The 12,050-nt window shown below is 69.6% G+C and carries 9 protein-coding genes; 4 read left to right on the forward strand and 5 right to left on the reverse strand.

Annotation, left to right across the window (positions count from 1 at the left end; genetic code table 11):
* A partial coding sequence (gene lgt / locus IBX53_RS11925; protein WP_290909485.1) for a prolipoprotein diacylglyceryl transferase occupies positions 1–734 on the reverse strand: 734 nt, incomplete at its 3' end.
* Between the two features lie 26 nt (positions 735–760).
* A complete protein-coding gene (locus IBX53_RS11930; RefSeq protein ID WP_290909488.1) occupies positions 761–1,777 on the reverse strand; it encodes a response regulator in 1,017 nt (338 codons plus the stop codon).
* Between the two features lie 122 nt (positions 1,778–1,899).
* Between IBX53_RS11930 and IBX53_RS11935 the strand changes: the two genes are divergently transcribed.
* Positions 1,900–2,676, forward strand: a complete 777-nt coding sequence (locus tag IBX53_RS11935; protein WP_290909491.1) for an NRDE family protein — start codon at positions 1,900–1,902, stop codon at positions 2,674–2,676.
* A gap of 179 nt (positions 2,677–2,855) precedes the next feature.
* Here the strand turns inward: IBX53_RS11935 and ptsP are convergent, their stop codons facing one another.
* Positions 2,856–5,114 carry a phosphoenolpyruvate--protein phosphotransferase gene (ptsP, locus tag IBX53_RS11940; protein WP_290909494.1) on the reverse strand — a complete coding sequence of 753 codons (2,259 nt, stop codon included), beginning with the start codon at positions 5,112–5,114 and terminating at the stop codon, positions 2,856–2,858.
* A gap of 126 nt (positions 5,115–5,240) precedes the next feature.
* Positions 5,241–5,732, reverse strand: a complete 492-nt coding sequence (locus tag IBX53_RS11945) for an RNA pyrophosphohydrolase (RefSeq protein WP_290909495.1) — start codon at positions 5,730–5,732, stop codon at positions 5,241–5,243.
* 178 nt (positions 5,733–5,910) lie between these two features.
* Here IBX53_RS11945 and IBX53_RS11950 point away from each other — a divergent pair, with 178 nt between their 5' ends.
* Entirely contained in the window at positions 5,911–6,567 is a 657-nt protein-coding gene (locus tag IBX53_RS11950; protein WP_290909497.1) for an HAD family phosphatase, read from the forward strand.
* Positions 6,568–6,721: 154 nt separating this feature from the next.
* Here the strand turns inward: IBX53_RS11950 and IBX53_RS11955 are convergent, their stop codons facing one another.
* Positions 6,722–7,699, reverse strand: a complete 978-nt coding sequence (locus tag IBX53_RS11955; protein ID WP_290909500.1) for a malate dehydrogenase — start codon at positions 7,697–7,699, stop codon at positions 6,722–6,724.
* Between the two features lie 189 nt (positions 7,700–7,888).
* Between IBX53_RS11955 and IBX53_RS11960 the strand changes: the two genes are divergently transcribed.
* Together IBX53_RS11960 and IBX53_RS11965 are read left to right on the forward strand one after the other, a co-directional pair.
* Entirely contained in the window at positions 7,889–8,980 is a 1,092-nt protein-coding gene (locus IBX53_RS11960; RefSeq protein ID WP_290909502.1) for an efflux RND transporter periplasmic adaptor subunit, read from the forward strand.
* Between the two features lies 1 nt (position 8,981).
* Positions 8,982–12,050, forward strand: a complete 3,069-nt coding sequence (locus IBX53_RS11965) for an efflux RND transporter permease subunit (protein WP_290909505.1) — start codon at positions 8,982–8,984, stop codon at positions 12,048–12,050.

Consider the following 12,050-nt stretch of genomic DNA (forward strand, 5'->3'; position numbering starts at 1 on the left):
GCGATGATCATCGGCAGGGTCAGCAGCATGCCCATGGTCACCCAGCCGAAGGCGATGAAGCCGATATGGGCATCGGGCAGGCGCACGAACTCCACCGCAAAACGGAACACGCCGTAGAGGGTCAGAAAGAGCCCGGAGACCAGGCCGCGGGCGCGGGGCTTCGCCGAGACGAACCACAGCACCACGAACAGCACCGCCCCTTCCAGCACCGCCTCGTAGAGCGCCGAGGGGTGGCGCGGCGCAGGCCCCATGCCCGGGAACGGCATGCCCCAGGGCAGCTCGGTGACGCGGCCCGGCAGTTCGCGGTTGATGAAGTTGCCGATGCGCCCGGCGCCCAGGCCGATAGGCACCAGGGGGGCCACGAAGTCAGTGAGGGTGAAGTAGGCCAGCCCCTTCTTCCTGGCGAACCACCAGCTGGCGAGCAGCACGCCGGCCAGGCCGCCGTGGAAGCTCATGCCGCCGTCCCAGACCCGGAAGATCCATAGCGGGTCACTGGCCCACTGCCCCAGGCCGTAGAAGAGCGCGTAGCCCAGGCGCCCGCCCACCACCACGCCGATGGCGGCATAGAAGAGCAGGTCGCCGATGTCGTCGTGGGTGAGACCGATGCGCGCGGCGCGGCGGCGGCCGAGCCACCAGGCGGCGACGAAGCCCACCACGTACATCAGGCCATACCAGTGCACCTGGAAGGGGCCGAGGGAGATGGCCACGGGATCGATATCGGGGTAGTCGAGCATCGGGAGTCCTTGGGGGTAAGACGGATTCAGGGGGTATCGGGGGCGTGATGATGGGCCGGCAGCCAGCGCCTGACCAGTTCGATCAGCTCCTGGGGCCGGTAGGGCTTGGCCAGGTAGTCGTCCAGGCCCGCCTCGGCGAAGCGCTGGCGGTCCTCCTCGCTGGCGTTGGCGGTCAATGCCACCAGCACGCTGCGATGATCCGGGTAGCGCTCGGCCTCCACGTCACGCCAGCGCCGGCTGGCCTCCATGCCGTCCATGCCGGGCATGAAGATATCCATCAGCACCAGGTCGAAGGGCACCTGATCCAGGCAGGCCAGGGCCTCGGCGCCGCTGGTGGCGGTGCGCACCTCAAGCCCCTGACGCTCCAGCACCTGGCGGGCCAGCATCAGGTTGACGGGGCCGTCGTCGACGATCAGCACCCGGTTGGCCCGGCGGGCGGGCGCTGCCTCGGCGGCTGCCGGCTCCTCACCGGAGATATCCTCGAGCAGCACCGCCAGATCGCCGAGCCGTTCGCCCAGTTCCTCCAGGGCATGGCGCTGAGCGGCGCCCAGGGGCGGCTCGTCCCGGGCCGTCAGCAGCACCTCCAGGCGACCCTTGAGCGGCTGGAGCTCGCGGCCCAGCAGGGCCAGGTAGTCGGACTTCAGCCGCGACTCCTGGCGGGCGCGATCGCGCCCCGCCGTCAGGCGTTCCAGGCGCTGCTCGCGCCGCGCCAGGTCGTGCTCCAGGGTTTTCAGGCGGCGGCGCAGCAGCTCCTCGCCGGTGGCGACAGGCTCCGCCGCCGGCCCCGACGGCAGAGGGCGTCGGGGCACCGGGACGCCGGCACCGGGCTCGGCCTGCTCCACGGGCTGGCGCAGGACACCGGCCACGACCGCGGCGAGATTGAGCGCCGAGGCCAGCAGCAGCGCCGCCAGCCAACCGCCGGGATTGGCCACCTGCAGCGCCAGCAGACCCGCCAGCAGCAGGCCTAGCTGCACCAGCAGCGCAAGGCGAAGATAGGAAGGAAGCCGCCGAGGTTGGCGACCATTGTCGACTCGCATTGTCATCCCTGGCCGATCATGAGAGTGGCGGGAGAGTGTACGCCGGGGGTGGCCGGCTGTCATGGCGGGAGGATTTCACGACCGGCGGAACGCTTCCAGAGGGGGGCGGAAGCCGCTAAGCTGCCGGAATGTGCCTGATTGCCTTCGACCATCGTCCCGGCGAAACGTGGCCGCTGCGGCTGGTCGCCAACCGCGACGAGTTCCACGCCCGCCCCTCCGCCCCGCTCGCCCGCTGGGCGGAAGTTCCCGCCATCGTCGGCGGCCGCGACCTGGAGGCCGGCGGCAGCTGGCTGGCGGTGCATCGCCGCGGGCGCTTCGCCGCGGTGACCAATGTGCGCGACCCGCACCTCAAGGTGGCGAGCGATGCGCCCAGCCGCGGCGACCTGGTGCGTGGCGCCCTCACCTGCCCCGATCTCTCCGCCTGGCTCGACCGCCTGGCCGGCGGCGAAGCCGCCCGCTTTGCCGGCTTCAACCTGCTGGCCGGTGACGGGAGCCGGCTGTGGCACCTGCACCGCAGCCGGGATGCCACCCATCTGGGCGAGGTCCCCCCCGGCCTGCACGGGGTCTCCAACGGCAGCCTGAACACTCCCTGGCCCAAGCTGATCGATGCGCGCCAGGGGCTCGGCGCGTGCCTGCGCCACGGCCGCTGGCCCGAGGATGCCCTGGCGGCCATGGCCGACCCTCACCCCGCCGATGATGACCAGCTGCCGGAGACCGGGGTGGGCCTGGAGATGGAGCGGAGGCTCTCCTCTCCCTTCATCGTCGGCGAGCACTATGGCACCCGCGCCATGACCTGGCTGAGCTGGCACACCAGCGGACGCATCGAGATCGGCGAGCGGCGCTTCGGGCCGCATGGAGTAGCGCTGGGGGAGAGCGTGGAGCGGCTGATGGGCTTACACCGCTAGGCAACAACGCCGGGGCGGCTTCGCCGCCATTCGCCGGGCAAAGCCCAGCTCCCACCAGTAGCCACGAGCCTCGGGCAGTAGCCCCGAGCTTCGGGCAGTAGCCTCGGGCAGTAGCCCCGAGCCTCGGGAATTATCCAGTCATCACAGAGGTCATTGGGCGCCTGCGGGGCGCAGACTCCTCAATCCCGTGGCGGCAGCAGGTGGCCGAGTTCCCAGCCGCCCAGGCGCGTGGCCAGATGGCGGCGAACCGCGCTGGGGCTGTCGAGGCGCAGGGTCTCCGCCACCAGGTCGCGGGCGCCCTGCAGCGGCACCCGGCGGATGGCGGCACGCACCCGGGGCAGGCTGGGGGCGTTCATGGAGAGCGCATCGAAGCCCATGCCCATCAGCAGCAGGGCGCCGGCGGGGTCGCCGGCGAGCTCGCCGCACACCGAGATCGGTTTATCGAGCCGCGCCGCCTCGCGGGCCAGGGTCGCCATGGCGGAGAGCACCGCCGGATGGCAGGCGTCGAAGAGATCGGCGACGCGCGGATTGTTGCGGTCCACCGCCAGCAGGTACTGGGTGAGGTCATTGCTGCCCACCGAGAAGAAGTCGGCGCGCCGGGCCAGGGCATCGAGCTGGTAGAGGGTCGCCGGCACCTCGATCATCACCCCCACCTTCGGCCGCGGCACCGCCACGCCCTCCTCGCCCAGTTCGCGGATGGCGCGGTCGAGCAGGCGAAGGGCATCGTCGACCTCGTCGACGTTGGTGATCATGGGCAGCAGCACCTGGAGGTTGTCCAGCCCCTGGGAGGCGCGCAGCATGGCGCGCAGCTGCACCATCAGCACCTCGGGGTGGTCCAGGGTGACACGCATCCCGCGCCAGCCGAGGAAGGGATTGGCCTCCTCGATGGGGAAATAGGGCAGGTCCTTGTCGCCGCCGATATCCAGGGTGCGCATCACCACCGGCAGCGGGGCGAAGCTCTCCAGCTGGTCGCGGTAGAGGCGCGTCTGCTCCTGCTCGCCGGGGAAGCGCTCGGTGACCATGAAGGGCACCTCGGTGCGGTAGAGCCCCACCCCGCTGATGCGGTTCTTCAGCGAGGCCACCGCATCCACCACCAGGCCGGTGTTGACCATCAGCGGCATGTCGTGGCCGTCCGGCGTGCGGCTGGGCAGGTCCTGCTCGTGCTCCAGCACCTCGGTCAGCGCCCGCTCCTCGGCGATCAGCCCCCGGTAGTGGCTGAGCAGCTCCTCCCCGGGACGCACGAAGAGGCGCCCGCGGTGGCCATCGAGGATCACCCGCGCGCCGGAGAGCCGCGGCAGCGGCAGATCGACCATGCCGAGCACCGTGGGGATGCCCATGGCACGGGCGATGATCGCCACGTGGGAGGTGCTCGATCCGCGCACCGAGACCAGCCCGGCGAGCTTGTCCCGGGGCACCTCGCCGAGCATGGCCACGCTGAGCTCGTCACCCACCAGCACGGTGCTGTCGGGAAAGACCGCAGGCGTCTGCGGGGTCTCCTCCTGCAGGTGGGCCAGCACGCGCCGCCCCAGGTCGCGCACGTCGGCGGCACGTTCGCGCAGATAGTCGTCGTCGACCCGCTCCAGGTACTGCACGTGGCGCTTGACCACATCGGCGAGCGCCCCGGGGGCCCACTGTCCCTCACGGATGCGCTTCTCCACCTCCTGGGAAAGCGCCGCCTCGCTGAGCATCTGCTGGTAGACCTCGAACAGCGCCAGCTCCTGGGCGGAGACGCGGTTGGCCAGGCGCTCGGCGGCGGCACGGAGCTCCTCGCGCACGCGGCCGATCGCCTCCTTGAGGCGCGCGATCTCGTAATGCACGTCGGTGGGCACCAGGTCCGGCACGCTGTCGAGATCGGCGGGCGGGGCGATCACCACCGCCTCGCCGATGCTCATGCCCGGGGCGCCGGCCACCCCCTTGAAGTGCACCTGCCCCTCGAGGCTCGGCCGGGTGAGGTTGCCGGTCGCCAGGGCATGGGCCAGCACCCCGGCCAACTGGGCCGCCATGGTGACCAGGAAGGCCTCGTCCTCCTCGCCATAGCGGCGCTTCTCTTCCTGCTGGACGACCAGAACCCCGAGCATGCGGCGCTGGTGGATGATGGGCACACCGAGGAAGCTGGAATAGCGCTCCTCGCCGGTGGATTCGAAGTAGCGAAACTGGGGGTGTGCCTGGGCGTCCTCGAGGTTGAGAGGCTCCTCGCGGCTGGCCACCAGGCCCACCAGCCCCTCGCCTACCGGCAGGGCCACTCGCCCCACTGCCTGACTGCGCAGGCCGATGGTCTCCATCAGCACCAGCCGCTCCACCTCCTCATCGTAGAGGTAGAAGGAGCAGACATCGGCCTCCATGGCCTTGCGGATGCGCCGCACCATGGTGGCGAGAGCGGCCTCCAGGGTGCGGGCCCCGGTAACTTCCTGTGTAATGCGGCGCAGGACCTCGAGCATGGGGGCCATTATCCGTTGTTGTCGTTGGTGGGAAGGCGGGAATGAAACTCACGCCCCTGTGACTGCCTCACGGGTACGGGGTTCCTCGATCCAGCGGGGATACGCCAGAGCCTCATGCCAGACGGGTCAGCCCATCCCCAGTGCCAGGCGCTGGGCGCGGGGCGAGAGTTCCTTGAGGGCGCGGCGGTAGACCTCGCGCTTGAAGGGCACCACCTGGGCCAGTGGATACCAGTAGCTGACCCAGCGCCAGCCGTCGAACTCCGGCTGCTCGGTGCCGTCCATGCAGATCCGGCTCTCCTGGCAGCGGATCCTCAACAGGAACCACTTCTGTTTCTGACCGATGCATACCGGCCTCGAATGGGTACGAATCATGCGTCGCGGCAGGCGATAGCGCAGCCAGCCCCGGGTGCAGGCAAGGATCTCGACGTCGTCATCCATCAAGCCGATCTCCTCGAACAGTTCGCGAAACAGTGCCTCTTTCGGTGTCTCGTTCGCCTTGATGCCTCCCTGGGGAAACTGCCAAGCATTCTGCCCTACACGACGCGCCCAGAGCAGCTGCCCCTGATCGTTGGCGATGATGATGCCAACGTTGGGGCGAAAGCCGTCAGCGTCGATCACGGACTTCACCTTGTTGAAACCTGAATTGAGTCCATTCTTCCACAAGGCCACGAACCGCATCAATACGCCTTCCGGACGGACCTGCCGGGTCCAGGTCGCAGCCGACTGTGGGTTCTGCGATAATCGCCGTCTTTGGACCCTGACATTAACCCTCTGAAACCTGCCCAAGGGAGTCATCGTGAGCCTGGCCATCTTCGACCTGGACAACACCCTGCTGTCGATCGACAGCGACCACGCCTGGGGAGAGTTTCTGCTCGAGCAGGGCGCGGTGGACCCGGTGGCCTACCGCGACGCCAATGATCGTTTCCTGGCCGACTACGAGGCCGGCACCCTGGATATCCACGCGTTTCTCGAGGTGGCGCTTCGGCCTCTGGCCGAGAACAGCCCCGAGCAGCTGGCGGCCTGGCACCAGCAGTTCATGGCCAGCAAGATCGAGCCGCATATCCTGCCCAAGGGCGAGGAACTGGTGGCCCGCCACCGCAGCCGCGGCGATACCCTGCTGATCATCACCGCCACCAACCGCTTCATCACCGGCCCCATCGCCGAGCGCCTGGGCGTCGATGACCTGATCGCCGTGGAGCCCGAGGTGGTAAACAGCCGCTATACCGGCCGGGTGACGGGCACCCCCAGCTATCGTGAGGGCAAGGTGGTGCGCCTGGAGGAGTGGCTGGCCGACAAGGAGCTGAGCCTGGACGACGCCTGGTTCTACAGCGACTCCCACAACGACCTGGCGCTGCTGGAGAAGGTCGACCATCCGGTGGCGGTGGACCCGGACCCCATCCTGCGCGAGGTGGCCGAGGACCGCGACTGGCGGATCATCAGCCTGAGGGACTGAGCGCCAGGCGGCCAGGGATAACCCGCGATAACGAAAAACCCGCCGGATTCGCTCCGGCGGGTTTTTTCACTGCTCTGTGCGCCGCCAAGCGGCGATTCGCCCGGGAAAACCGGGCTCCCACAGGGTGGAAGCCCGCGCCCGAAGGAAGGCCCGATCAGCCCAGCAGGTGCTCGACGGCGGCGCGCTCTTCACGCAGCTCGTCTTCGGTGGCCTTCATCTTCTGCTTGCTGAAATCGTCCAGCGTGAGACCCTGGACGATCTCGTACTTGCCGCCTTCGCAGGTGACCGGGTAGGAGTAGATGATGCCCGGCTCGACGCCGTAGCTGCCGTCGGAGGGGATCGCCATGCTGACGATCTGGCCGCTGCTGCCCAGCGCCCAGTCGCGCATGTGGTCGATGGCGGAAGAGGCCGCAGAGGCCGCGGAGGAAGCACCGCGGGCCTTGATGATGGCCGCGCCGCGCTGCTGGACGTCGGGGATGAAGGTGCTCTCGTACCAGTCACGCTCGACCAGCTCGGCCGCCGGCTTGCCGGCCACCTTGCAGTGGGCGATGTCGGGGTACTGGGTGGCGCTGTGGTTGCCCCAGATGATCATGCCCTCGACGTCGGTGACGTGCTTACCGGTCTTCTGGGCCAGCTGGGTCAGGGCGCGGTTGTGGTCCAGGCGGGTCATGGCGGTGAACTGCTTGGGATCCAGATCCGGCGCGTTGCAGGAGGCGATCAGGGCGTTGGTGTTGGCCGGATTGCCCACCACCAGAATCTTGATGTCGCGACTGGCGTTCTCGTTGAGCGCCTTGCCCTGCACGGAGAAGATGGCGGCATTGGCTTCCAGCAGGTCCTTGCGCTCCATGCCAGGGCCGCGCGGGCGGGCGCCGACCAGCAGGGCGAAGTCGGCATCCTTGAAGGCGACGCTGGGGTCGTCGGTGGCGACGATCTCCTGCACCAGCGGGAAGGCGCAGTCGTTCAGCTCCATCACCACACCGTTCAGGGCTTCCATGGCCGGGGTAATCTCGAGGAGCTGCAGGATGACAGGCTGATCCTTGCCCAGCATGTCGCCGGAGGCGATGCGGAAGGCGAGGGAGTAGCTGATCTGGCCGGCAGCGCCGGTGATGGCAATACGGACGGGCTGTTTCATGGAGGCTCCTTGGTTGTCAACGCACGGATTGTCACCGTGAGGACGGGCCCGCCGGACACGCCGCCGGGCCAGATTTCAAACGCGGAAATGGTATGCCTGCGCTGCACAAAACTCAATGCGACCTAGGATGGGGACCGAAAGTCGGGGGTGATATGCTGGCGCCTCATGCCCGCTGATGGATCACACCGCATGCCCCGCCGTCGCCTTCCCCTCTCCCCGCTGCTGGCCATCGCCGTCACCCTCGCCCTGGGGGTGTGGCTGGCCTTCGGCGACCTGCAGCGCTTCCAGGACACTGCGCCGGACAGCGAGCCTGTCGAGGAAGCGCCCACCACCCGGGTCGAGGTAGCGGTGAAGGAAGCGGAGCCCCACGCGCCAAGGCTGGTGCTTCAGGGGCAACTGGAGGCCGACCGGGAGCTGACGCTGCGTGCCCGCCAGGCGGGGCGCGTCGAGGCGCTGCCGGTGGCGGCGGGCAGTCGCATCGAGGCCGGCATGGTGCTGATCGCACTGGCCCGGGACGAGCTGCCGGCACGGCTCGAGCAGGCCGAGGCGGAGCTGGCCCTGGCCCGGGCGGAGCTTGCCGGCGCCGACGATCTGCGCCGCCGCCAGCTGATCTCCAACACCGACTACCTGCGCCTGCAGAGCGGCGCCTCCCGGGCCGTGGCCGAGGTGGCGAGCCTGCGCCGCCAGTTGGCCGACACCCGCCCCACCGCCCCCTTCGATGGCGTGCTCGACCGCCTCGACGTGGAGCTCGGCGAGCTGGTCCAGGTGGGCGAGACCTTCGGCCAGCTGGTGGATGACCGCCACCTGGTGGCCAGGGCCTGGGCCCCCCAGCGCGACGCCCATGAGCTCCAGGCCGGCCTGCCCGCCGAGCTGCGCCTGCTGGACGGCTCGCGGCTCGAGGGCGAGGTGAGCCTGGTGGGGCGCCGCGCCGAGGACGAGGCGCGCACCTTCGTCGTGGAGGCCCGGGTCGCCAACCCCGAGGGGCGGCGCCTGGCCGGCGCCAGCGCGACCCTGGTGGTCACCCTGCCGGAGCGGCAGGTACACCGACTCTCCCCCGCCCTGCTGGAGCTGGACGACGGCGGCCAGCTGGCGGTCAAGCACCTGGACGACGACGACCGGGTGGTACGCACGCCCGTGACCCTGGTCGACGCCTCCACCGACGAGGCCAGAGTCGCGGGGCTGCCGGCACGGGTGCGCCTGATCACCCTGGGGGGCGGGCTGGTGTCACCGGGCGAGCGCGTCGAGCCGGTGCCGGCCGAATCCACCCAGGCGGCCCCCTGAGATGCGCGCCCTGATCGAGGCAGCGCTGGACCGCTCGCGCACCACCCTGCTGCTGCTGGCCGCGCTGCTGCTGGCGGGGCTGGCCGCCTGGCAGGCGATCCCCAAGGAGGCCAACCCCGACGTCACCATCCCCATCATCTATGTCTCGCTGTCGCTGGAGGGGGTCAGCCCCGAGGACGGCGAGCGCCTGCTGGTGCGCCCCATGGAGCAGGAGCTGCGCAGCATCGAGGGAGTGCGCAAGATGACCTCCCAGGCAAGCGAAGGCCACGCCGCGGTGACCCTGGAGTTCGATGCGGGCTTCGACCCCGACCAGGCGCTCACCGACGTGCGCGAGAAGGTCGACATCGCCCGCGCCGAGCTGCCCCAGGAAGCCGATGAGCCGCGGGTCATGGAGGTCAACGTGGGCCTATTCCCGGTACTCTCCATCGGCCTCTCCGGCCCGCTCGAGGAGACCCAGCGGCTGGCCGTGGCACGCCGGCTCAAGGAGGAGATCGAGGGCATCGGCGAGGTGCTGGAGGTAGACATCGGCGGCGACCGCGAGGAGCTGCTGGAGATCGTCGTCGACCCGCTCGTGCTGGACAGCTACGGCGTCGACTTCGGCACCCTGTTCGGCCTGGTCAGCCGCAACAACCGCCTGGTGGCCGCCGGCAGCCTGGATACCGGCGCCGGACGCCTGGCGCTGAAGGTGCCTGGTGTGATCGAGCGCCTCGAGGACGTGATGGCCATGCCGGTGAAGGTGGACGGCGATCGGGTGGTGACCTTCGGCGACGTGGCCTGGATCCGACCCACCTTCAAGGACCCGGAGGGCTTTGCGCGCATCGATGACCAGCCGGCGCTGGTGCTGGAGATCTCCAAGCGCGCCGGGGCCAACATCATCGCCACCATCGAGCAGGTGGAGCGCCTGCTCGACGAGGCCGGCGGCCTGATCCCCGAGGGGCTCGAGATCACCACCATCATGGACCAGTCCGAGATGGTGGAGGAGATACTCGACGAGCTGCTCAACAACGTGCTGACTGCGGTCGTGATGGTGCTGGTGGTGATCCTCGCCGCCATGGGGCTGCGCAGCGCCCTGATGGTGGGCCTGACCATTCCCGGGGCCTTCCTCACCGGCATCCTGCTGATCTGGAGCCTGGGGTTCACCCTCAACATCGTGGTGCTCTTCTCGCTCATTCTCGTCGCCGGCATGCTGGTGGACGGCGCCATCGTGGTCTCGGAGCTGGCCGACCGCCACCTGCGCCAGGGCCAGCCTCCCCGGGAGGCCTGGGTCAACGCCGCCGCGCGCATGAGCTGGCCGGTGATCGCCTCCACCGCCACCACGCTCGCGGTCTTCGTGCCGCTGCTGTTCTGGCCCGGGGTGGTGGGCGAATTCATGAAGTACCTGCCGGCCACGGTGATCCTCTGCCTGCTGGCCTCCCTGGCCATGGCGCTGGTGTTCCTGCCCACCCTGGGCGGCGTCTTCGGGGTGCGCGCCTCGCGCCGGGAGACCATGCAGGACCAGATCAGCGCAGGCGGGCGCCTCTACCGCGCCCTGCTCGCCCGGCTGCTGGCCAGGCCGGGGCTGACCCTGCTGGCCGCCCTGCTGCTGCTGGCGCTGATCACCACCGCCTATGCCCGCTTCAATCACGGCGTGGAGTTCTTCCCGGCGGTGGAGCCGGACAGCGCCCAGGTGCTGGTGCGCACGCGGGGCGACTTTTCCGCCGAGGAGAAGGACGCCGTGGTGCGCCGGGTGGAGGCGCGCCTTGGTGGCATGAGCGAGGTGGAGGCACTCTACGCCCGCTCCTTCGCCACGCCCAACCAGCAGCTCGGCAGCGACGTGATCGGCGTGCTGCAGTTCCAGCTGATCGACTGGCAGCGCCGCCGCCCGGTGGCGGCGATCTTCACGGAGATGAGCGAGCGCACCGCCGACCTGCCCGGCGTGGTGCTGGAATTCCGCGAGCAGGAGATGGGGCCCGGCGAGGGCAAGCCCATCGTGCTGGAGGTGAGCGGCCATGACGATCCCGCCACCGACCGGGCGGTGGAGCGCCTGCGCGAGCTGATGGGTGAACTGGGCGGCTTTCGTGACATCGAGGACGACCGCAGCCTGCCCGGGGTGGAGTGGCGGGTGATGGTGGACCGCGAGGCGGCGGCTCGCTTCGGTGCCGACGTCGCGGCGGTGGGCAGCGCCGTGCAGCTGATCACCACCGGTCTGCAGGTGGCCAGCTATCGCCCCGCCGGGGTCAGCGACGAGGTGGACATCCGGGTGCGCCTGCCGGCCGGCTATCGCTCCCTGGATCAGCTGGGCCGGCTGACGCTCAATACCGCCCGGGGCCAGGTGCCGATCTCCAACTTCGTGGAACTGGTGCCGGCGCCCAAGGTGGGCACCCTGCACCGCATCGACGGGCGCCGCGCCGTGACCCTGGAGGCCGATGTGGCCGACGGATACCGCAGCGACGAGCGACTGCGCGCCCTGCTGGAGGCCGGCGGCACGCCGCCCGAGGGCGTGATGGTCGAGGTGGCCGGCGAACAGCAGGACCAGCAGGAGGCGAGCCGCTTCCTGGCCAGCGCCTTTCTGATCGCCATCGCGATGATGACGCTGATCCTCGTGACCCAGTTCAACAGCCTCTACCAGGCGGGACTGGTGCTGACGGCGATCGTCTTTTCCACCGCGGGGGTGCTGCTGGGCCTGCTGGTCAACGGCCAGCCCTTCGGCATCGTGATGGTGGGGATGGGTATCATCGCCCTGGCGGGGATCGTGGTGAACAACAACATCGTGCTGATCGACACCTACAACCAGCTGCGCGGCGAGGGGCTGGCGCCCCTGGAGGCGGCCCTGGAGGCAGGCGGGCTGCGCCTGCGTCCGGTGCTGCTGACGGCGATCACCACGGTGCTGGGGCTTGCGCCCATGGTGCTGGGGGTGAACGTGAACCTGTTTGCGCCGAGCCTGGGGCTGGGCGCGCCCTCGACCCAGTGGTGGACCCAGCTTTCCAGTGCCATTGCCGGCGGGCTGACCTTCGCCACCGCCCTGACGCTGCTGATCACACCCTGCATGCTGGTGCTGGGCGGGCGCCTCGAGCGCCGCAAAGCCTCCTAG

It is taken from the genome of Halomonas sp., from assembly GCF_014859505.1.
Classification (GTDB): domain Bacteria; phylum Pseudomonadota; class Gammaproteobacteria; order Pseudomonadales; family Halomonadaceae; genus Halomonas.

Excerpts from the sequence above, each read along its gene's own strand:
- IBX53_RS11930 (WP_290909488.1), bottom strand. The coding sequence starts at position 1,777 with ATGACAATGCGAGTCGACAATGGTCGCCAACCTCGGCGGCTTCCTTCC.
- IBX53_RS11965 (WP_290909505.1), top strand. The coding sequence starts at position 8,982 with ATGCGCGCCCTGATCGAGGCAGCGCTGGACCGCTCGCGCACCACCCTG.
- IBX53_RS11955 (WP_290909500.1), bottom strand. The coding sequence starts at position 7,699 with ATGAAACAGCCCGTCCGTATTGCCATCACCGGCGCTGCCGGCCAGATC.
- IBX53_RS11935 (WP_290909491.1), top strand. The coding sequence starts at position 1,900 with ATGTGCCTGATTGCCTTCGACCATCGTCCCGGCGAAACGTGGCCGCTG.
- IBX53_RS11960 (WP_290909502.1), top strand. The coding sequence starts at position 7,889 with ATGCCCCGCCGTCGCCTTCCCCTCTCCCCGCTGCTGGCCATCGCCGTC.
- ptsP (WP_290909494.1), bottom strand. The coding sequence starts at position 5,114 with ATGCTCGAGGTCCTGCGCCGCATTACACAGGAAGTTACCGGGGCCCGC.